We start from the raw sequence: 20,546 nt of genomic DNA, 5'->3' as shown, positions 1-20,546 counted from the left end.
AGATTATGTCGCAGCTTCTCGTCGTCGTCAACAGTTTTTTTCGCCTTCTTCGCTCGCCGCCGTAGCGACTCACAAGCGCCAAAACCACCAACCACCGGGCTTTCCAGCCCGTCGCCACCGCCGCTTCGCCGCTTTCGCTGCGTCGCCGTCGTTGCGAGAGACGGAATATTAGTGAAAACCCCGTACCCTGGCAAGCCCTTTGTGAAAATAATTTGAAAACCCATGAAAAAACCCCGTCACGATACGTGACGGGGTTTCTTTAAATGATCGCGGCGCCCGCAAACGCCTTGGTACGACAGACCTCAGGACTTCTTGCCGAAGTAGCGCGCGAAGATGGCGTCATATGTCCCGTCCGCCTTGATCGCCTCGATCCCCTTGTTGATCTTGCCCAGCAACTCGGCATCCCCCTTGCGTACCGCGATCCCGTAATACTCCTTGGGAAAGCTGCTATCGGAGACCGTACGCAGCTTGGCATCCGGATTGTTGGCAACAAAGTTCACCACGACGCCGTTGTCCGCCACCACCGCGTCGACACCGCCGGCCTCCAGCTCCTTCATGGCGAGCGGCGTGCCCTCAAAGCGTTTGACCGACGGATTGTTCTTGCCCATGAGCTTCTGCACCACCTCGTCGCCCGTGGTGGCCGTCTGCACGCCCACCTTGAGGGACTTCAGATCGTCGAATTTCTGCACGGTCGAGTTCAGCGGCACGGCAATCAACTGCGACGCCTCGAAGTAAGGCGCCGAGAAGTCCATCTGCTTGCTGCGTTCGTCCGTGATCGTGATCGCCGAAATCAGAATATCCCTGTCACCCTGCACCAGCGAATTGAAAATGCCCTCGAAAGGCGTGTTCATGAACCGCACGGAGATGCCCGCCTTGTCCGCGACCGCCTTCATCACATCGATGTCGAAGCCGGCAATCTGCCGCGTATCGGTCTCGAATTCGAATGGCGCGTAGGCCGCGTCGGTACCGACAACGTACACAGGCTGCGCGCCGTCCGCTCCCGCCGACCGGCCCGCCGCCGATTCTTCCTTCTTCCCGCAGGCACTCAACAGCAGCCCCGAGGCCACGACTAAGGCCAGCGCAAATGTGCGTCGGTTGATCGACATCGTTTTGTCCCTTGCTGAAAAAACCGGCAGCCTAACATAGGACGACCTCCCCGCAGGAGGTCGTCACGGTACTTCACGCCAGAATCAGCGATGTTTGAAAACCGGTTTGCGCTTCTCGACGAACGCGGCCATGCCTTCCTTCTGATCCTCGAGCGCGAAGAGCGAATGGAACATCCGACGCTCGAACTGCACGCCTTCGTCGAGCGTTGACTCGAATGCGCGGTTGACGGCTTCCTTCGCCGCCATCACGACCGGCAATGAGTATTCGCAGATGGTGTTGGCCGCGCCGATCGCCTCGTCGAGCAGCGTTTCGAGCGGTACCACGCGTGATACCAGCCCAGCGCGCTCGGCCTCGGTGGCGTCCATGAAACGCGCGGTCAGGCACATGTCCATGGCCTTGGCTTTCGACACGGCGCGCGTCAGACGCTGCGTGCCGCCGGCGCCCGGGATCACGCCAAGCTTGATTTCCGGCTGGCCGAACTTGGCGTTCTCGGCGGCGATGATGAAATCGCACATCATCGCCAGTTCACAGCCGCCGCCGAGCGCGAAACCCGACACGGCCGCGATGACCGGCTTGCGGATGCGGCGCACCGTTTCCCAGTTGCGCGTGATGTAGTCGCCTTTGAATACATCCGCGAAGGTGTATTTCGACATCATGCCGATGTCGGCGCCCGCAGCGAACGCCTTCTCGCTACCGGTAATTACCATGCAGCCAATGGCTTCGTCGGCATCGAACGCCGTGAGCGCGGTGCCCAGTTCGTCCATCAGCGCATCGTTCAGCGCGTTGAGCGCTTTCGGACGATTCAGCGTGATCAGGCCGACGCGGCCGCGCGTTTCCACCAGAATATTCTCGTACGTCATCCTCTTCTTCCTCCAGTCAAAGTCTCGTCTTTTGTTTCGGGGGCCGGCGAACTCAGGAAATCGATACCCTGGCAGTCACCGGAAACAGGCATCAGGCGATGGACACACCGTTGGTTCGCAACAGCGCTGCGGCGCACACGGCGAGCAGGGGTAACAAGACCCGCCAGGCGTCGACTGCAGTGGTTAGGCATGATGCCATCGATCCCCCGGCCACGCACCTGGCGTTCCGCCAAGCAGACGACCCGCGCTCCGCGCCGAGTCACCGCCACGAAAGCCGGGGCACAGCCTCATCACCGTCATCGCCGCCGCCTACGCTCAACTCGCCAGACGCCACCAAAGTCGTCGGGGAAAACCCGGCATCATCGTGTGCCACGCCCGGAAGATTTGGTGCTATATTAACAAACCAACCGGTCGGTTAATTAATGTCGATGAAAGCGATCGACGACGACCCGGTGCCGTCACCTGCGTCTTGCCGCCCGTCGGCAGACAGCGAATCCGCCAGCCGCATCCCGACACGGACAGATCCACAACCATGACTCATCCCCTCTTCGCCAAACACCAAGAGACTCTCGAGCGCGCCCTTCAGGCCATCGCCACGCGTGGTTACTGGAGCCCGTTTACGGAAATGCCGAGCCCGCGTGCTTATGGCGAGACGGCCGCCGCCGACGGCGAAGCCGCTTTCAAGCAGTATCTGAATGCCGCCTTCCCGTTGGAACAGCGCGGCAGCACGGGTAGCGTCGGCCAGGAGGTCTCCCCGTTCGGCTTCGCGCTCGGCACGACATATCCCGGCTTCGAGATCGACACCCTGCTCGCCCGCGTGAGCGACGCCCACAAGTCGTGGCGCGCCGCCACCCCGGACGCCTGGGTCGGCGTGTCGCTGGAAATTCTCAAGCGCCTGAACGCGCACAGCTTTGAAATCGCCAATGCCGTGATGCACACGACGGGCCAAGCGTTCATGATGGCCTTCCAGGCCGGCGGCCCGCACGCGCAAGATCGCGGCCTCGAAGCCGTGGCCTATGCATGGGACGAACTGCGCCGCATCCCGGCGGGCGCCTATTGGGAAAAGCCGCAAGGCAAGAACCCGCCGCTCGCCATGGAAAAGCGCTACACAGTCGTGCCGCGCGGCGTGGCACTGGTGCTCGGCTGCTGCACGTTCCCGACGTGGAACGGCTATCCGGGCCTGTTTGCCAGCCTGGCCACCGGCAACGCCGTGATCGTCAAACCGCATCCGGGCGCGATCCTGCCGCTCGCCATCACGGTGAAGATCGCGCGTGAGGTCCTGCGCGACGCCGGTTTCGATCCAGACGTCGTCACGCTCGCGGCCACCAACCCCAACGACGGCGCCATCGTCCAAGAACTGGCCACGCGCCGCGAAGTGCGTGTGATCGACTTCACCGGCAGCACCGCCAACGGCGACTGGCTGGAAACCCACGCGCGTCAGGCGCAGGTCTACACCGAGAAGGCCGGCGTGAACCAGATCGTGATCGATTCGACGGACGACCTGAAGGGCATGGCCCGCAATATTGGCTTCTCGCTGGCTTTGTACTCGGGCCAGATGTGCACCGCCCCCCAGAACATCTACATTCCGCGTGACGGCATCCAGACGCCCGATGGCAAGGTGTCGTTCGAGGACGTGGTCGCCGCCATCGCGGGCAGCGTGCAGAAGACCTGCAGCGATCCGGCCAAGGCCGTCGAGCTGCTCGGCGCGATCCAGAATGAAGGCGTGCTCGCTCGCATCGACGACGCTCGCAAGGTCGGCCGCGTCGTGCTCGACAGCCAGACGCTCCAGCACCCGGCCTTCGCCGACGCCCGCGTGCGCACGCCGTTGATTGTCGCACTCGATGTCGCCGACGACGCCACCTACACGCGCGAATGGTTCGGCCCGATCGCCTTTGTGATCGCCGTGGACAACAGCGCCCAGGCATTCGCCCTGGCCGGACGCACCGCCGCCGCGCATGGCGCGCTCACGTTGTCGGCGTACACGACGTCCGCCGAGGGCGAAGCCCAGGCGCTCGACGCCGCCATCGAAGGGCGCGTCGCCTTGTCGCTGAACCTGACGGGCGGTGTGTTCGTGAACCAATCCGCAGCCTACTCGGATTACCACGGCACGGGCGGCAACCCAGCCGCCAACGCGAGCCTGGCCGACGCCGCTTTCGTCGCCAATCGCTTCCGTGTCGTGCAAAGTCGCCATCATGTGCCGGCCAAGTCCGACGCCAGCGCTGCCTGAGCCGCCGATACATCTATATATAGAGAGAAGGAGACGGGAAGCCCTGCGCTACGCGCGCCGCCGGACACACCAACGCGACGGTCGGTGACGCCCCGCATCACCGACCGTCGCACGGCCGCCACCGTGCAAACCCCGCCCCCCAAGACAAGACAGGAATCAACGATCATGACCGAAGCCTTCATTTGCGACGCGATCCGCACCCCCATCGGCCGCTACGGCGGTGCCCTGAAGGACGTACGCGCCGACAACCTCGGCGCGGTTCCCCTCAAGGCGCTCATGGCGCGCAACCCGAACGTCGACTGGACCCTGATCGACGATGTCATTTACGGTTGCGCCAATCAGGCCGGCGAAGACAACCGTAACGTGGCCCGCATGGCGTCGCTGCTCGCCGAGTTGCCGATCGACGTGCCGGGCGCCACGCTCAACCGCCTGTGCGGCTCGGGCATGGACGCCATCGGCACCGCCGCACGCGCTATCAAGGCGGGCGAAGCCGGACTGATGATCGCCGGCGGCGTCGAGTCGATGACCCGCGCGCCGTTCGTGATGGGCAAGGCCGACAGCGCGTTTTCGCGTCAGGCCGCGATCTTCGACACGACCATCGGCTGGCGCTTTATCAACCCGCTGATGAAGGCGCAATACGGCGTGGACTCGATGCCGGAGACGGCTGAAAACGTCGCTGACGACTTCAAGATCAGCCGTGAAGATCAGGATCGCTTCGCCGTGCGCAGCCAGGAAAAGGCGGCGCGCGCGCAGGCCGACGGCACGCTCGCACAGGAAATCACGCCGGTCTCGATCGCACAGAAAAAGGGCGACCCGATCATCGTTGACCGTGACGAGCATCCGCGCGCCACGAGCGTCGAAGCGCTGGCCAAGCTCAAGGGCGTGGTCCGCGCCGACGGCACCGTGACGGCGGGCAATGCCTCCGGCGTCAACGACGGTGCATGCGCCCTGCTGATCGCGAGCGAGAGCGCCGCCAAGCTGCACGGCCTCACGCCGCGCGCGCGCGTGCTCGGCATGGCGACCGCCGGCGTGCCCCCCCGCATCATGGGCATCGGCCCGGCCCCGGCTACGCTCAAGTTGCTGCGGCAATTGAACATGACGCTGGATCAGTTCGACGTGATCGAACTGAACGAAGCCTTCGCGAGCCAGGGGCTGGCGGTGTTGCGTCAGCTCGGCATTGCCGACGACGACGCCCGCGTGAACCCGAACGGCGGCGCGATTGCGCTGGGCCACCCGCTGGGCGCCTCGGGCGCGCGTCTGGTGACCACGGCGATGTATCAGTTGCACCGAACCGGCGGGCGCTACGCGCTGTGCACGATGTGCATCGGCGTGGGCCAGGGCATCGCGATCGCCATCGAGCGCCTCTGATCGCGAGCGCTGCCCCCTCAATCGATATAACGACACCCGGAGGAAGACACCGATGACCGCCACGGTTCAACTGACGCTGCAAGCCAACGTCGCGACGATCACGCTCAACCGACCCGAGAAGCTCAACAGCTTCACGCGGGAGATGCATGCGGCGTTGCGCGACGCCCTCGACACCGCGCAGGCACAAGGGGCGCGCGCCATTGTGCTGACCGGTGCCGGACGCGGCTTCTGCGCCGGGCAGGATCTGGCGGATCTGGACTTCACGCCGGGCGCCTCGACCGATCTCGGGGCGCTGATCGACGAGAACTTCAACCCGCTCGTTCGCAAACTGCGCGCGATGCCGCTGCCGGTGATTGCCGCCGTGAACGGTATCGCCGCGGGCGCGGGCGCGAATCTGGCGCTCGCCTGCGATATCGTGCTGGCGGGCGCGTCGGTCAATTTCCTCCAGGCGTTCGTCAAGATCGGGCTGCTGCCCGACACCGGCGGCACCTGGTTCTTGCCGCAACGTATCGGCATGGCGCGCGCCATGGGGCTGGCCATGCTCGGCGACAAGCTCTCGGCCGAACAGGCCGAGCAGTGGGGCTTGATCTGGCGCTGCGTGGACGACGGCGCGCTCATGCCAGAAGCACAGAAGCTCGCCGCGCAATTGGCGTTGCAACCCACGAAGGCGCTCGCCACCATCAAGGAAGCGCTGTACGCCTCGGCGACCAACACGCTCGACCAACAACTCGATCTCGAACGCGACGGGCAGCGCGCACTGGGCGCATCGTATGACTATGCCGAAGGCGTGAACGCGTTTCTGGAGAAGCGCGCGCCGAAGTTCGAAGGCCGCTGATCGACTGACACCATTACAAGACGAGAGACACGATGAGCCTGACCTCCCCGGCCCCCAAGGCAACCAGTGAGATGACCCCGGAAGAACTCGCCCGCGCCACGGGCGAGGCCATGTACCGCAGCGACCGCGCTAGCCAGTGGCTCGGCATGGAGTTGCAGGAAGTGCGTCCTGGCTATGCGCGCATGACGATGCGTATTCGCGACGAATTCCTCAACGGCCATGCCATCTGTCACGGCGGCCTGATGTTCACGCTGGCCGACTCGACCTTTGCGTTCGCGTGCAACAGCTACAACATCAATACTGTCGCCGCCGGGTGCAGCATCGAGTTCCTGAAGCCGGTCTCGGGGGGCGATACGCTCACGGCCGAGGCACAGGAACAGGTACTCTCGGGGCGTCACGGCATCTACGACATTCGCTTGACGAACTCGGCCGGAGAAGCCGTTGCGATGTTCCGCGGCAAGTCCGCACAGATCAAGGGCAACGTCGTCTGACGCGTCCCGGTAGCACGCGTATCCCGGCATGGGTTCGCGAGACACAGATATCAGTATTAGTCAGTAGCCAGTCCCAAGGAGACAGTCATGACCACCGCCTTGCCGCTCGAGCCGATCGAGAAAGCGAGCCTCGACGAACTGCGCGCCCTTCAGCTCGACCGTCTGAAGACGACGTTGCGGCATGCCTATGAGAATTCGCCGGTGTATCGCCGCAAGTTCGATGAGGCCGGCGTCCACCCGGACGATCTGACCTCGCTGGCCGATCTGGCCAAGTTCCCGTTCACGACGAAGCAGGATCTGCGTGACAGCTATCCGTTCGGCATGTTCGCCGTGCCGATGGAACAGGTTTCGCGCGTGCATGCGTCGTCGGGCACCACCGGCAAGCCGACGGTCGTGGGCTACACGGCCAACGACATCAGCACGTGGGCCGATCTGGTGGCCCGCTCGATCCGTGCCGCCGGCGCGCGTCGCGGCGACAAGGTGCACGTCAGCTACGGCTACGGCCTGTTCACGGGCGGTCTCGGCGCGCACTACGGCGCCGAGCGTGCCGGGTTGACGGTGATCCCGTTCGGGGGCGGCCAGACCGAGAAGCAGGTGCAACTGATTCAGGATTTCAAGCCCGACATCATCATGGTCACGCCGAGCTACATGCTCGCGATTGCCGACGAACTCGAGCGTCAAGGCCTGGTGGCCGCAGAATCGTCGCTGCGCATCGGCATCTTCGGCGCCGAGCCGTGGACGAACGACATGCGCTCGGCCATCGAGAAGCGCATGGGCATCGACGCGGTCGACATCTACGGTCTGTCGGAAGTGATGGGCCCCGGGGTCGCCAGTGAATGTGCCGAGACCAAGGACGGCCCGACGATCTGGGAAGATCACTTCTACCCCGAGATCATCGATCCGGTGACCGGAGAAGTGTTGCCCGACGGCGAGTTCGGCGAACTGGTGTTCACCTCGCTCACGAAGGAAGCGCTGCCGATCATCCGCTACCGCACGCGCGATCTCACGCGCCTGCTGCCGGGCACGGCGCGCACGATGCGCCGCATGGAGAAGATCACCGGTCGCTCCGACGACATGATGATCATTCGCGGTGTGAACGTCTTCCCGTCGCAGATCGAGGAATTGCTGCTGCGCCAGCCGTTGCTCTCACCGCACTATCAGATCATCCTGGACAAGGAAGGCCCGATGGACACGATGGCCGTTGAAGTCGAGGCGGCCGTCGGCTGCCATGACGACACGGCGCTGCAATCGGCGGGCGGCGAACTCAAGCGCGATATCAAGACGCTCATCGGCGTGTCGTGCGCGGTGCGCGTGAAGCCGGTCGGCGGCATCGAGCGCTCGGTGGGCAAGGCACGCCGGGTTCTGGACAAGCGGGTGCGATAAGCGCCGGGCGTGTCCGTCACGATGAAAAAAAGCCCGCGATCGATTCGCGGGCTTTTTCGTTGACGCTCGACGCTCACTGATTGGGCAGGAACACCCACATACGGCCGCTCTGGCGCATCCGCCCGGCCAGATCCCCGGCGTCATCGCCCAGCCCCCAGAAGAAATCGGCGCGCACGCCGCCCTTGATGGCGCTGCCGGTGTCCTGCGCGAACATCAACCGGTTGATCGGCGTATTCGCCTGGGCGCCGAACGGCGGGCGCGTGGTCGCGAGGAACACCGGGCTGCCGAGCGGGATCGAGGCCGGATCCACGGCGATCGATCGTTCCGCCGTGAGCGGCACGCCCAAGGCGCCCACCGGCCCCTCGATACCGCCCACGCCGTGATTCGGCATCTCGCGGAAAAAGACGAAACGCGGGTTCACATCGAGCAAGGCATCGACGCGCGACGGATTGGCACGCGCCCACGCGCGAATCCCCTGCATCGTCGCCTGCGCGGGCGTGATCTCGCCATGATCGATCAGCCAGCGTCCGATCGACTTGTACGGCTGGTCGTTGTTGCCCGCGTAGCCCACGCGCATGATCGTGCCATCGTCGAGCAGCACCTGCCCGGAGCCCTGCACCTGCAGGAAGAAAGCCTCGACCGGATCGTCGACGTACACCAGCTCGTGGCCGCGCAGGATGCCGCTGCGCATGAGTTCGGCGCGCGCGGGCAGCGATCCGGCCCGGCGCCCGGTGGGCCATTTGTAAAGCGGTGTCTGATACACGCCGCCACGCACGCGCGAGCCGTGCAGCAGCGGCTCGTAGTAGCCCGTGATCAGGCCCGTCTGCGTGCCGTCGGCGTTCGCGATGCGAAACGGCGTAAAGTATTGTTCGAAGAACTGCCGGACCGCCGCCGGATCCAGATCGTCGATACGCTCGGACGCGCGGCACGCAGGTTGCCAGTTGGTTTGACGACCGAGCTTCACGCAGCTCTGGGCGAGCGCGAGGCGCGCGCCGATGAGCGAGTCGTCCTGCCAGCCGTCGACCTGCGACCACGACACGGGCTGCATGCGCCCCGCGCCCGAGGGCGGCGTGGCCACGCTCGACGGTGGCGTGCCTGGACGAGACGTGCTCGTCGGAGGCACACTCGAACAACCGTAGAGCAATGCGGCAAACGCGGCGAACGCCAGGCCCCGGCCGGCGCGCCACCGCCCGAACTTCGTCAGGAAGAGCGTCATGGGTAATCTGTTCGATGAATATCCGGCCTTGCTGGTCTTGCCGGAGGTGTTGCTGGCGATCGCGATCGTCGCCGCGATCGTGGTGATGCGTCGCAAGCCGTCGCCCCAACGCAGGGTTCGCCAGATGCGCGCGATCCGGCCGATGCCGAGCGATACCGTCGACCCGGTGGATTCGCGCGATCGGGACGCGGCCGCAGGCGCGGCCGACGATCCGCTCAAACGCGAAGACTGGTCCGACGACCGCCGATGACGTCCGAACGATGCGCGCATGCCCGGCTCAGTGCAACGTGCGCGGCATGGTCAGCGCGAATTCGGCGATGGGAACGTCGAAACGCGTGCCATCCTCGGCCACGCAAAAGTACTCGCCGCGCATGGTGCCGACCGGCGTGGCGACCATCGCCCAGCTCGTATACTCGAACTGCTCACCGGGTTGCAGGAACGGTTGATGCCCGATCACGCCCAGGCCGTTGACTTCCTGCACATGGTTATCGCCGTCGGTAATCACCCAATGGCGCGAGATCAGTTGTGCCGGCACTTCCCCGCTGTTGCGAATCGTGATCGTGTAGGCAAAGGCGAATTGCTGGCGATCCGGTTCCGACTGCTCCGGGAGGTATTGCGGGCGCACTGTGACGGTAAATTCATACTGGCTCATCGGGTGTTCCTGTAGCGCATGCGGGCTCTCGGGTGGCGTTTTGCAACGCATTCTGCGGCAAGTCGTCGCGGGTCGCAACCGGCAAAGACGCCAGTCGGCGACCGATTCGAAGGGTATCGGCGCCCGCCGGTTCGGCCCACGACCGGCAGGCATCAAGCGAAAGCTTTAAAATGACGCTTTTGACGCCCTTCCCCCGCCCGCCATGACGCAATTCTGTATCGCCCCCAGCATCCTGTCCGCCGACTTTGCCCGGCTGGGCGAAGAAGTCCGTAATGTCGTGGCGGCAGGCGCCGACTGGATTCACTTCGACGTGATGGACAACCATTACGTTCCCAACCTGACCATCGGCCCGATGGTGTGCGAGGCAATCCGCCCACACGTGGACGTGCCGATCGACGTGCATCTGATGGTACGCCCAGTCGATCGCATCGTGCCCGATTTCGCCAAGGCCGGCGCGAACCTGATCACGTTCCACCCGGAAGCGTCGGAACATGTCGACCGCACGCTCTCCCTGATTCGCGACAACGGTTGCAAAGCCGGTCTCGTGTTCAACCCGGGTACGCCGCTGCATTACCTCGACCACGTGATGGATCGTCTCGATATGGTGCTCATCATGTCGGTGAACCCTGGCTTCGGCGGCCAATCGTTCATTCCCGAAGCGCTCAACAAACTGCGCGCCGTGCGTGCCCGCATCGACGCCTACACGGCCGAGACCGGTCATGAGATTCGTCTGGAAATCGACGGCGGCGTGAAGGTCGAGAACATCGCCGAGATTGCTGCCGCCGGGGCGGACACGTTCGTCGCCGGATCGGCCATTTTCGGCAAACCCGACTACAAGGCGGTCATCGACCAGATGCGCGCCCAACTGGCGAGCGTGGCATGACCGATACCCAAGACCTTCAGCTGGACGGCATTCGCGCAGTGCTGATCGACCTCGACGGCACGCTCGTCGACACGGCGGGCGACTTCGGCATGGCGCTGAACGCCATGCTGGCCGATCTGGGCGTAGCGCCGGTGCCGACCGAGCGCCTGATGACGTTTGTCGGCAAGGGCACCGCCAATCTCATCCGCAAGACGCTCGCCGAGCGCTTCGCCGACGCCGAGATCGACGGCCTGTTCGAACGGGCAGAGGACAAGTACGAAGCCGTCTACACGTCGATCAACGGCGCGCACACGACGCTTTATCCCGAGGTGCGCGAAGGACTGGCCGCCTTGCGCGCCGCCGGTCTGCCCGTGGCCTGCATCACCAACAAGCAGCATCGCTTCGCGGTCGCGTTGCTCGCGCATTACGACCTGACCGATCAGTTCGACCTGGTGTATGGCGGCGACTCGTGGCCCAGGCGCAAACCGGACCCGATGCCGCTCGTCAAGGCGTGCGAAGTCTTCGGCGTGTCGCCGGCGCAAGCCGTGCTGGTCGGGGACTCGGGCAACGACGCCCAGGCGGCCCGTGCGGCCGGCTGCCGGTCGTTGACCGTGCCCTATGGCTACAACCATGGCGAATCTGTACAAACGATCGACACGGATGGTATAGTCGGCTCCATTCTGGGCGCCGCCCGGGCGATTTTGCCCAAGGCTACGCCCGCACTGGCGAGCTGAGTTCGCCATCTTCCACACTGCATTCAAGCGCATGTTCCTGAACAAGAAACGGAGTCTGAGCGTGATCGACCGGGGGGCCTGGCCCTGGCGACGCTGGTCCTGCTGAACCCTTCCAAGGGGTGGCCGGGACCGCTGAAGTTCGTCTTCGGCAACCCGTTTCTTGCATCATTGTTGTTCCCAAGACGTCATACCTCGGCGCGCTGTCTCGCACAGTGCGCGGGTTCGCCGAGCCGCGGCAAGCGCCATCGCATTGCCGGTGCACGCGCGTTCACGGGGCTCGACGTGGGTCAGCACCCCCACCCCGACACGACTCAGGTATTCTCAACGCCAATCCACGCCGAATTTGCGGGAACGCCCGCCGGCAAACTTGCAGGCAGAGTGCAAAATGACCGAACTCGAATTCAAATCGCTGGCCAACCAAGGCTTTAACCGCATTCCGCTGATCGCCGAGGCGCTGGCCGATCTCGACACGCCGCTCTCGCTGTATTTGAAGCTCGCGCTGGGCGACCGGCGCGGCGCGAACACCTTCCTGCTCGAATCGGTGGTCGGCGGCGAGCGCTTCGGCCGCTACTCGTTCATCGGCCTGTCGGCCCACACGCTGCTGCGCAGCTTCGGCCCGAAGACCGAAGTCGTGCGCGACGGCGTCGTCGTCGAGACGCACGATGGCGATCCGCTCGAATTCATCACCCAGTTCCAGGCACGCTTCAAGGTGGCCCTGCGCCCGGGCATGCCGCGCTTTTGCGGCGGTCTTGCGGGCTACTTCGGCTACGACGCCGTGCGCTACATCGAGAAGAAGCTGGCGCACACCACCCCACACGACGACCTGAACCTGCCCGACATCCAGTTGCTGCTCACGGAAGAACTCGCCGTGATCGACAATCTGACCGGCAAGCTCTACCTCATCATCTATGCGGACCCGACCCAGCCCGAAGCGTTTTCGAAGGCTCGCCTGCGTCTGCGCGAGCTGCGCACTCGTTTGAAGGCGCCGGTCGATGCGCCGGTCACGTCCGGCAGCGTGCGCACCGAAACTTTCCGCGAATTCGCCAAGCCGGACTACCTCGCAGCCGTGGCCAAAGCCAAGGACGCCATCGCCGCCGGCGAGCTGATGCAGGTGCAAGTGGGCCAGCGTCTCATCAAGCCGTATCGCGACGCCCCGCTCTCGCTCTACCGTGCCCTGCGCTCGCTCAATCCGTCGCCGTACATGTACTTCTATAACTTCGGTGACTTCCAGGTGGTGGGCGCGTCGCCCGAGATCCTCGTGCGGCAGGAGCGTCGGCAAACGCCCGACGGCGAGCAGGAAATCGTGACGATTCGCCCGCTTGCCGGTACGCGTCCGCGCGGCGCCACGCCCGAGCGAGACGCCGAACTGGCCACCGAATTACTTGGAGATCCGAAGGAAATCGCCGAGCACGTCATGCTCATCGATCTGGCGCGCAATGATGTCGGGCGCATCGCCCAAACAGGCACCGTCGAAGTCACCGACAAGATGGTGATCGAGAAATACTCGCACGTGCAGCACATCGTGAGTTCGGTGGAAGGCCGGCTGCAACCGGGGCTGTCGAATATCGACGTACTGCGCGCGACGTTCCCGGCCGGCACGCTCACCGGCGCGCCGAAGGTTCGCGCGATGGAACTGATCGACGAACTCGAGCCGGTCAAGCGCGGCCTGTACGGCGGCGCCGTGGGGTACCTCTCGTTCGGCGGCGAAATGGATGTCGCCATCGCAATCCGCACCGGTGTCGTCAAGGACGGCAATCTCTATGTGCAGGCCGCGGCCGGCATCGTGGCCGATTCGGTGCCCGAATCCGAATGGCAAGAGACGGAAAACAAGGCGCGCGCCGTGCTGCGGGCGGCCGAGCAGGTGCAGGACGGCCTCGACGCCGAATACTGATCCGTGCGGCGCAGCCTTCCAGGCGTCGCGCCGCCGCACCGATGTCACGCCTGCGCCGGTTTGAGACGCAGCGGCCTCGGTCATATCGGCCGGGTGCAATAGAGGAATACGCAGGGCTCCGAATCGAACCTCGATGCGGGGCCCTTGTTGATTTAGCACAAGCGTTCGCCATTTTCACCCCCCTCCCGCCTACGCCCTGCGGCGTCGCCGCGCTATAGTGAAGTGTCCGTCGCGAGGTTGGGACTTCTATGGCGAAACCCTGCAATTCACCCAGGCGTTCAGGCGTCGCGAACACCGCCGCGACGCCCGTGATTGCCGCGCTCTTCACGACCCTGCTTGGCGGCTGTCTTTCGCTGGCGCCCCGCTACGAACGCCCGGCACCGCCGGTCGCCGACGTGTGGCCCCAAGATGCAAGCACGTCGCCCGCCACGCCGGCCGCGCGGCCGGCGTCAGGGCTCGATTGGCGCGAGTATTTCGCCGATCCCCGGCTGCGCGTGCTCATCGAAACCGCCCTGGCCAACAATCGCGATCTGCGCGTCGCGCTCGCCCGGGTCGAACAAGCGCGAGCGGTGTACGGGATTCAACGCGCCGACCTGTTTCCATCGCTTGGCGTGGGCGGCAGCCAGACACGCCAACGCCTGCCCAGCGATCTCAGCCTCACCGGCAATCCCGCGATCAGCAGCCAGTATCAGGTCGGCCTAGGCCTGTCGACGTGGGAGCTGGACTTCTGGGGACGCATCCGCAACCTGAAGGACGCTGCGCTTGACGATTACCTGGCCTCCGATGCCGCCCGGCGTGCGCTGGCGCTCAGCCTGATCTCGCAAGTCGCGCAAACGTGGCTGAGCCTGCGCGAATTCGACGAGCGGATCGCCCTCGCGCAGCAGACGGTGGACAGCCGTGCCGAGTCGCTGCGCATCTTCACGCGCCGCGAACAGGTCGGCGCGACCTCGAAGCTCGATCTCACCGAAGTCACTACCCTGTGGCAGCAGGCCCGCGCGCTCGTCGCGCAACTTCAGCAGCAGCGGGCAGCACAGGCCCACGCGCTGCAAGTGCTCGTGGGCGCGCCGATCGATACGTCGCCCGCGGCCCTGGACACCACGGTCGACGACGCCCGCCTGATGCGCGATCTCGACCCCGGCCTGCCGTCGTCGTTGCTGGAAGACCGACCCGACATCATCGCGGCCGAATATCAGTTGCGCGCGGCACACGCCAACATCGGCGCGGCGCGCGCGGCATTCTTCCCACAGATCACGCTCACCGGCTCGGTGGGCACGGCGAGCAGCGCACTCGATGGCCTGTTCAAGGCCGGCAGCGCCGCATGGACGTTCACGCCCAGCCTCAGTCTGCCGATCTTCCAGGGCGGCCGCCTCGTCAACAATCTCGACCTCGCCGAAGCGCGGCGCGTGGAGTCGGTCGCGAATTACGAGAAGACGATCCAGGGCGCATTCCGCGACGTGGCCGATGCCCTGAGTGCGCGCCGCTGGTTGGCCGATCAGGTCACCATCCTGCAAGCCACGCAGGACGCCCAGGCTGAGCGCGCACGGCTCGCCAAGCTGCGCTACGACCACGGTGCGGCCGCGTTTCTCGAAGTGCTCGATGCCCAACGCGACCTCCTCGCCATTGAACAACAGACCGTGCAGACCCGCCGCGCGCTGCTCTCCGCACGGGTATCGCTCTATACGGCGCTCGGGGGCGGCAGCCGGCTCATGCCCCCTGCCCATGCTCCGGGCGGACCGTTCGCTCGCACGCCGCCGCTCGTCGTGCCGCCGCCTGCCGGCCCGGCCGGCCCAGCGAGTCCGGCGTACACCGCGCCGGGCGCCCACTCAATGCCCGAGGTCAGCCCCCAATGACGCTCCCCAACGCCAAGACACTGGTCCCCGCCCTGATCGTGCTCGCCATGATCGGTTTGGGTTGGTACGGATGGACGACCTTCCGAAACGCCGGGCCGGGAGAAGGGTTTGCCAGCGGCAACGGCCGTATCGAAGCCACCGAAGTCGACATCGCCACCAAGCTCGGCGGGCGCGTCGAAGCCATCTATGTTCGGGAAGGCGATTTCGTGAAGGCGGGCCAGGTGCTTGCCAAGATGCAGATCGACACGCTCAACGCGCAGCGCGACGAGGCCAGTGCCCAGTATCGGCAGGCCGTGACCAACGTGGCGGCGATTCAGGCACAGGCCGCCGCGCGCGTGTCGGACAAGGCGACCGCCGAGGCGAACGTGGCGGCACGCGAGGCCGAACTCGATGCCGCCGCGCGGCGTCTGTCGCGCTCGGAGACCCTGTCGAAAGAGGGCGCGTCGTCGGTGCAGGAGCTGGACGACGATCGTGCGCGCGTTCGCAGCACGCGCGCCGCCGTTACCGCGGCACGCGCGCAGGTCGCCGCCGCGCAATCGGCTGTGGAGGCGGCCAACGCCCAGGTGATTGGCGCGAAATCGACGGTCGAAGCCGCGCAGGCCACCATCCACCGTATCGAAGCCGACATTGCCGACAGCGAACTCAAGGCGCCGCGCGACGGCCGCGTGCAATTTCGCGTGGCGCAACCCGGCGAAGTGCTGGCGGCGGGTGGCAAGGTGCTCAACCTCGTCGACCTGTCGGATGTGTACATGACGTTCTTCCTGCCCGAGACGGTGGCGGGCCGACTTGCCATGGGCGCCGAGGTTCGCATCATTCTCGACGCCGCGCCGCAGTATGTCATTCCCGCGACCCTGTCCTTCGTCTCGAGCACGGCGCAGTTCACGCCGAAGACCGTCGAGACCGAGAGCGAGCGCCAGAAGCTGATGTTCCGCGTGCGCGCGCAGATTGCGCCTGAATTGCTGCGACAGCATCTGAAGCTCGTGAAGACGGGCCTGCCCGGCGTCGCCTGGGTGAAGACCGATAGTCAGGTGCCGTGGCCGCCCCAACTGCAGACGAAGCTGCCGCGGTGAGCCGCCCATCATGACGGCGCACCCCCCACCTTCGCCTTCGATATCGTCCCCGCCCGGCAGCAGTTTGCCGCCGGCGGTGCATGTCGCCGGCGTGACGCTGCGTTACGGCCGCAAGACCGTCGCATTGGACAACGTCAGCCTGGACCTCCCCGCCCACGGCATGGTCGGCCTGATCGGTCCCGACGGCGTCGGCAAGTCCACCCTGCTCTCGCTCATCGCGGGCGCGCGGGTGGTGCAAGCGGGCACCGTCGAAGCGCTCAGCGGCGACATGGCGAGCAAGGCGCATCGCGACCGCGTCTGTCCACGCATCGCCTATATGCCGCAGGGGCTCGGCAAGAATCTCTATCCGACGCTCTCCGTCGAGGAGAACCTGCAATTCTTCGCGCGGCTCTTCGGTCACGATGCCCCGGAGCGGCGCCGCCGCATCGATGACCTCACGCACAGCACCGGCCTGCATGCGTTTCTCGACCGACCGGCCGGCAAGCTCTCCGGCGGCATGAAGCAGAAGCTCGGGCTGTGTTGCGCGCTGATTCATGATCCCGATCTGCTGGTGCTCGACGAGCCGACGACCGGGGTGGATCCGCTCGCGCGCGCTCAGTTCTGGGAATTGATCGCGCGCATTCGTCGCGCGCGACCGACGATGAGCGTGATCGTCGCCACCGCGTATATGGATGAGGCACAGCGCTTCGACTGGCTCGTCGCCATGGACGCGGGCAAGGTGCTCGCGACCGGCACGCCCGCCGAGTTGCTTGCACACACGCGGCGAGACACCCTGGAAGCGGCGTTCATTGACCTGCTGCCTGCAGAAAAGACGCGCGGCTACGAGCCGGTCGCGATTCCGCCGCTGCCGATCGACGAACACACGGAGATCGCTATCGAGGCCAAAGACCTCACGATGCGCTTCGGCGATTTCGTTGCGGTCGATCACGTGGACTTCCGCATTCGCCGCGGCGAGATCTTCGGCTTCCTCGGCTCGAACGGTTGCGGCAAGACCACCACGATGAAGTTGCTCACCGGCCTGCTGCAAGCGAGCGACGGCCGAGCCTGGCTCTTCGGCCACGAGGTCGATCCGAAGGACATCGGCACACGCCGCCGCGTGGGCTACATGTCGCAGGCGTTTTCGCTCTATACCGAGCTGACGGTGCATCAGAACCTCGTGCTGCACGCCAGGCTGTTCCATGTGCCCGAGGCCCAGGTCGGCGCACGCGTGGCGGAGATGGCGCGTCGCTTCGGTCTGGCGGACGTGCTTGGCGCACTACCCGACACCCTTGCGCTCGGCATGCGTCAGCGCCTGTCGCTCGCCGTGGCGATGGTACACAAGCCCGAACTGTTGATTCTCGATGAGCCGACGTCGGGGGTCGACCCGATCGCGCGCGACAACTTCTGGCGTCTGCTGGTGGCACTGTCGCGCCGGGATCGCGTGACAATCTTCATCTCCACGCACTTCATGAACGAGGCGGAGCGCTGCGACCGCATCTCGCTGATGCACGCGGGCAAGGTGCTCGTGTCCGATCCGCCCGCGAAGATTACGCACGACAAGGGCGCGGCGACGCTCGAGCAGGCCTTCATCGAGTATCTCGTGGAAGCGGGGGGCGGCGCATCGCTGGCGCCAGCGTCGTCTGACGCGGCCAACCCATCTGAATCCACTGTCTTCGTCGAGACGGCGCCCCCGCAGCACAAGGCATTCTCGCTCGGCCGCCTGCTCAGCTATCTCTGGCGCGAGACGCTGGAGCTGCAGCGCGACCCGGTGCGCGCCACGCTTGCGCTGGTGGGCTCGCTCGTGTTGATGCTGGTGATGGGCTACGGCATCAGCATGGACGTGGAAGATTTGCGCTACGCCGTGCTCGACCGCGACCAGACCACGTTGAGCCAGAACTACGCGCTCAATATCGCGGGGTCGCGCTACTTCATCGAGCGGCCGCCCATCAAGGACGACGCCGATATGGACCGGCGTCTGCGCGACGGCGAACTGGCGCTGGCCATCGAGATCCCGCCGGGCTTCGCTCGCGACGTGTTACGCGGCAAGGCGGTCGAGATCGGCGCATGGATCGACGGGGCGATGCCGATGCGCGCGGAGACAGTGCAGGGCTATGTGCAGGGGATGCACCAGAACTGGCTGGCGGATCAGTCCCTTCACCGCCTCGGCGCGCGCCCGACGGCGTCGCTCGACATCGAGACCCGGTATCGCTATAACCCCGACGTGAAGAGCCTTCCCGCAATGGTGCCGGCGGTGATTCCGCTGCTTCTGCTGATGCTGCCGGCCATGCTCACGGCCCTGTCCGTGGTGCGGGAGAAGGAACTCGGCTCGATCCTGAACCTGTACGTGACGCCGGTCACCCGCACGGAATTCCTGATCGGCAAGCAGATTCCGTACGTCGCGCTTGCCATGCTGAACTTCCTGCTCATGGCGCTCATCGCCGTGACGCTGTTCGGCGTGCCGATCAAGGGCAGCTTCCTGACACTCGTGAGCGCCGTCTTCATTTTCAACGTCGTCGCCACGGGCATTGGCCTGCTGGCGTCCACTTTCACCCGTAGCCAGATCGCGGCGCTGTTCTTCACGATGATCGGCACGATGATCCCGGCGATTCAGTTTTCCGGGATGCTCACGCCGGTGCCCTCGATGGAGGGCTCGGGCCGGATCATCGGGGAGATCTATCCGTCGAGCTACATGCTGATCATCAGCCGCGGCGTCTTCAACAAGGCGCTCGGGTTTGCCGACCTCGGCAACGCGTTCTGGCCGATGCTGATGGCCGTGCCCGTGGTGATGGGCGCCACGATCCTGTTGCTCAACAAACAGGAGACGTGATGGCAAGCCCGACGCTTCCGCAGGCCTCTCGTCCCGATGCACCGCCGCAGAACCCGCATCCGTGGCCGCGGCATCTGGCAAACATCTATCGGCTCGGCATCAAGGAGCTATGGAGTCTGGCGCGCGATGTGACGATGCTGGTGCTCATCGTCTATACGTTCACGGCATCGGTCTATTCCGCAGCGACAGCATTGCCCGACACATTGCATCTTGCGCCGATCGCGATTGTGGACGAAGACGCTTCACCGCTCTCGCAGCGCATCGTCTCGGCGTTCTATCCGCCACAGTTCACCGCGCCGCGCATGATTACGGCGGACGCCGTCGATCGCGGCATGGACGAAGGCGCATACACGTTCGCGTTGAACATTCCGCCGAATTTTCAGCGCGACGTGCTGGCGGGACGTGCGGCCGAAGTCCAGCTCAATGTCGACGCCACGCGCATGAGTCAGGCGTTCACCGGCAGCGGCTATGTGCAGCAGATCGTTTCGGCAGAGGTGCGCGAGTTCCTCCAGCGATACCGATCGAACCCGGCATTGCCAATCGATCTGGCGTTGCGCGTGCGCTTCAACCCGACGCTGGAGCGCGCGTGGTTCGGCGCGCTCATGGAGATCGTCAACAACATCACGATGCTCTCGATCATTCTCACGGGCGCTGCGCTCATTCGCGAGCGCGAGCACGGCACGATCGAGCATCTGCTGGTCATGCCGGTGACACCGACCGAAATCATGGCCGCGAAGATCTGGTCGATGGGATTGGTGGTGCTGATCGCCGCCGCGATGTCGCTTTGGCTGATCGTGAGCGGTGCGCTGCACGTGCCGATCGGCGGGTCGGTGGCGCTGTTCCTGCTGGGGGCAACGCTGCACCTGTTCGCCACCACGTCGATGGGGATTTTTCTCGCGACGCTCGCGCGGTCGATGCCGCAGTTCGGCATGCTGCTGATTCTGGTGCTGCTGCCACTGGAAATGCTCTCGGGCGCGAACACGCCGCGCGAGAGCATGCCACCTCTGGTGAAAGACATCATGCTGGCCGCGCCCACCACGCATTTCGTCGAACTGAGTCAGGCCATCCTGTTCCGAGGGGCCGGGATCGGCGTGGTGTGGGTGCAGTTCATGGCGCTCGCGCTCATCGGCGCCGTGTTCTTCGCCGTCTCACTGCGACGGTTTCGTCGCACGCTCAGTTCGATGGCTTAGCGCG

General features: G+C 65.2%; 18 protein-coding genes. 13 read left to right on the top strand and 5 right to left on the bottom strand.

All coding sequences use genetic code 11. From position 1 onward, the window contains the following. From PCE31107_RS23525 to PCE31107_RS18275, 3 genes are all read right to left on the bottom strand, one after another. Nucleotides 1–224 (bottom strand): hypothetical protein (locus PCE31107_RS23525; RefSeq protein WP_217425211.1); only part of this gene is annotated, 224 nt, incomplete at its 3' end. Nucleotides 225–302: 78 nt separating this feature from the next. Then, nucleotides 303–1,106 carry a basic amino acid ABC transporter substrate-binding protein gene (locus PCE31107_RS18280; RefSeq protein ID WP_130027207.1) on the bottom strand — a complete coding sequence of 268 codons (804 nt, stop codon included), beginning with the start codon at nucleotides 1,104–1,106 and terminating at the stop codon, nucleotides 303–305. An 84-nt stretch (nucleotides 1,107–1,190) separates the two neighbouring features. Further along, nucleotides 1,191–1,967 (bottom strand): enoyl-CoA hydratase, encoded by a 777-nt coding sequence (locus PCE31107_RS18275; protein WP_017233195.1) that lies wholly within the window; start codon nucleotides 1,965–1,967, stop codon nucleotides 1,191–1,193. Nucleotides 1,968–2,499: 532 nt separating this feature from the next. On the opposite strand from PCE31107_RS18275, the gene paaN reads away from it, so the two are divergent. From paaN to paaK, 5 genes are all read left to right on the top strand, one after another. Next, a complete protein-coding gene (paaN, locus tag PCE31107_RS18270; RefSeq protein WP_150610120.1) occupies nucleotides 2,500–4,194 on the top strand; it encodes a phenylacetic acid degradation protein PaaN in 1,695 nt (564 codons plus the stop codon). A 165-nt stretch (nucleotides 4,195–4,359) separates the two neighbouring features. Further along, nucleotides 4,360–5,562 (top strand): 3-oxoadipyl-CoA thiolase, encoded by a 1,203-nt coding sequence (gene pcaF / locus PCE31107_RS18265; protein WP_130027209.1) that lies wholly within the window; start codon nucleotides 4,360–4,362, stop codon nucleotides 5,560–5,562. 52 nt (nucleotides 5,563–5,614) lie between these two features. Next, nucleotides 5,615–6,397, top strand: a complete 783-nt coding sequence (paaG, locus tag PCE31107_RS18260; protein WP_130027211.1) for a 2-(1,2-epoxy-1,2-dihydrophenyl)acetyl-CoA isomerase PaaG — start codon at nucleotides 5,615–5,617, stop codon at nucleotides 6,395–6,397. 32 nt (nucleotides 6,398–6,429) lie between these two features. Then, nucleotides 6,430–6,888, top strand: a complete 459-nt coding sequence (paaI, locus tag PCE31107_RS18255) for a hydroxyphenylacetyl-CoA thioesterase PaaI (RefSeq protein WP_174966715.1) — start codon at nucleotides 6,430–6,432, stop codon at nucleotides 6,886–6,888. Nucleotides 6,889–6,975: 87 nt separating this feature from the next. Beyond that, nucleotides 6,976–8,271: a phenylacetate--CoA ligase PaaK gene (paaK, locus tag PCE31107_RS18250; protein ID WP_017233189.1), complete on the top strand. Its 1,296-nt coding sequence runs from the start codon at nucleotides 6,976–6,978 to the stop codon at nucleotides 8,269–8,271. 73 nt (nucleotides 8,272–8,344) lie between these two features. Here the strand turns inward: paaK and mltA are convergent, their stop codons facing one another. Continuing rightward, a complete protein-coding gene (gene mltA / locus PCE31107_RS18245; protein WP_240756074.1) occupies nucleotides 8,345–9,487 on the bottom strand; it encodes a murein transglycosylase A in 1,143 nt (380 codons plus the stop codon). On the opposite strand from mltA, the gene PCE31107_RS23715 reads away from it, so the two are divergent. After that, nucleotides 9,486–9,737: a hypothetical protein gene (locus PCE31107_RS23715; RefSeq protein WP_240756075.1), complete on the top strand. Its 252-nt coding sequence runs from the start codon at nucleotides 9,486–9,488 to the stop codon at nucleotides 9,735–9,737. The two genes, mltA and PCE31107_RS23715, sit on opposite strands and share 2 nt — an antisense overlap. A gap of 27 nt (nucleotides 9,738–9,764) precedes the next feature. Here PCE31107_RS23715 and apaG read toward each other — a convergent pair whose 3' ends face one another. Continuing rightward, a complete protein-coding gene (gene apaG, locus PCE31107_RS18240; protein ID WP_130027213.1) occupies nucleotides 9,765–10,139 on the bottom strand; it encodes a Co2+/Mg2+ efflux protein ApaG in 375 nt (124 codons plus the stop codon). Nucleotides 10,140–10,341: 202 nt separating this feature from the next. Here apaG and rpe point away from each other — a divergent pair, with 202 nt between their 5' ends. The 7 genes from rpe (at nucleotide 10,342) to PCE31107_RS18205 (ending at nucleotide 20,542) form a co-directional block, all read left to right on the top strand. After that, nucleotides 10,342–11,022 carry a ribulose-phosphate 3-epimerase gene (gene rpe, locus PCE31107_RS18235; RefSeq protein WP_130027215.1) on the top strand — a complete coding sequence of 227 codons (681 nt, stop codon included), beginning with the start codon at nucleotides 10,342–10,344 and terminating at the stop codon, nucleotides 11,020–11,022. After that, nucleotides 11,019–11,735 carry a phosphoglycolate phosphatase gene (locus tag PCE31107_RS18230; protein WP_150610119.1) on the top strand — a complete coding sequence of 239 codons (717 nt, stop codon included), beginning with the start codon at nucleotides 11,019–11,021 and terminating at the stop codon, nucleotides 11,733–11,735. The genes rpe and PCE31107_RS18230 overlap by 4 nt, the downstream gene beginning before the upstream one ends. 385 nt (nucleotides 11,736–12,120) lie before the next feature. After that, nucleotides 12,121–13,626 carry an anthranilate synthase component I gene (gene trpE / locus PCE31107_RS18225; protein WP_130027219.1) on the top strand — a complete coding sequence of 502 codons (1,506 nt, stop codon included), beginning with the start codon at nucleotides 12,121–12,123 and terminating at the stop codon, nucleotides 13,624–13,626. A 248-nt stretch (nucleotides 13,627–13,874) separates the two neighbouring features. Beyond that, nucleotides 13,875–15,476: an efflux transporter outer membrane subunit gene (locus PCE31107_RS18220; RefSeq protein WP_150610117.1), complete on the top strand. Its 1,602-nt coding sequence runs from the start codon at nucleotides 13,875–13,877 to the stop codon at nucleotides 15,474–15,476. Between the two features lie 47 nt (nucleotides 15,477–15,523). Further along, entirely contained in the window at nucleotides 15,524–16,546 is a 1,023-nt protein-coding gene (locus PCE31107_RS18215) for an HlyD family secretion protein (RefSeq protein ID WP_246181879.1), read from the top strand. 10 nt (nucleotides 16,547–16,556) lie between these two features. After that, a complete protein-coding gene (rbbA, locus tag PCE31107_RS18210; protein WP_246181876.1) occupies nucleotides 16,557–19,352 on the top strand; it encodes a ribosome-associated ATPase/putative transporter RbbA in 2,796 nt (931 codons plus the stop codon). Then, on the top strand, nucleotides 19,352–20,542 hold the full coding sequence (locus tag PCE31107_RS18205) for an ABC transporter permease (protein WP_246181875.1): 1,191 nt from the start codon (nucleotides 19,352–19,354) through the stop codon (nucleotides 20,540–20,542). Before rbbA ends, PCE31107_RS18205 begins: the two co-directional genes overlap by 1 nt. Nucleotides 20,543–20,546 lie beyond the last annotated feature (4 nt).

It is taken from the genome of Pandoraea cepalis (assembly GCF_902459625.1).
GTDB lineage: Bacteria > Pseudomonadota > Gammaproteobacteria > Burkholderiales > Burkholderiaceae > Pandoraea > Pandoraea cepalis.
Note: the sequence above shows the minus strand (reverse complement) of the source record. Positions and strands in the feature narration are given on the sequence as shown.

Coding starts and splice junctions, on each gene's coding strand:
- rbbA (WP_246181876.1), top strand. CDS start 16,557: ATGACGGCGCACCCCCCACCTTCGCCTTCGATATCGTCCCCGCCCGGC.
- paaI (WP_174966715.1), top strand. CDS start 6,430: ATGAGCCTGACCTCCCCGGCCCCCAAGGCAACCAGTGAGATGACCCCG.
- PCE31107_RS18275 (WP_017233195.1), bottom strand. CDS start 1,967: ATGACGTACGAGAATATTCTGGTGGAAACGCGCGGCCGCGTCGGCCTG.
- PCE31107_RS23715 (WP_240756075.1), top strand. CDS start 9,486: ATGGGTAATCTGTTCGATGAATATCCGGCCTTGCTGGTCTTGCCGGAG.
- apaG (WP_130027213.1), bottom strand. CDS start 10,139: ATGAGCCAGTATGAATTTACCGTCACAGTGCGCCCGCAATACCTCCCG.
- pcaF (WP_130027209.1), top strand. CDS start 4,360: ATGACCGAAGCCTTCATTTGCGACGCGATCCGCACCCCCATCGGCCGC.
- PCE31107_RS18230 (WP_150610119.1), top strand. CDS start 11,019: ATGACCGATACCCAAGACCTTCAGCTGGACGGCATTCGCGCAGTGCTG.
- PCE31107_RS18280 (WP_130027207.1), bottom strand. CDS start 1,106: ATGTCGATCAACCGACGCACATTTGCGCTGGCCTTAGTCGTGGCCTCG.
- PCE31107_RS18205 (WP_246181875.1), top strand. CDS start 19,352: ATGGCAAGCCCGACGCTTCCGCAGGCCTCTCGTCCCGATGCACCGCCG.
- paaN (WP_150610120.1), top strand. CDS start 2,500: ATGACTCATCCCCTCTTCGCCAAACACCAAGAGACTCTCGAGCGCGCC.
- rpe (WP_130027215.1), top strand. CDS start 10,342: ATGACGCAATTCTGTATCGCCCCCAGCATCCTGTCCGCCGACTTTGCC.
- paaK (WP_017233189.1), top strand. CDS start 6,976: ATGACCACCGCCTTGCCGCTCGAGCCGATCGAGAAAGCGAGCCTCGAC.
- PCE31107_RS18220 (WP_150610117.1), top strand. CDS start 13,875: ATGGCGAAACCCTGCAATTCACCCAGGCGTTCAGGCGTCGCGAACACC.
- trpE (WP_130027219.1), top strand. CDS start 12,121: ATGACCGAACTCGAATTCAAATCGCTGGCCAACCAAGGCTTTAACCGC.
- paaG (WP_130027211.1), top strand. CDS start 5,615: ATGACCGCCACGGTTCAACTGACGCTGCAAGCCAACGTCGCGACGATC.
- PCE31107_RS18215 (WP_246181879.1), top strand. CDS start 15,524: ATGATCGGTTTGGGTTGGTACGGATGGACGACCTTCCGAAACGCCGGG.
- mltA (WP_240756074.1), bottom strand. CDS start 9,487: ATGACGCTCTTCCTGACGAAGTTCGGGCGGTGGCGCGCCGGCCGGGGC.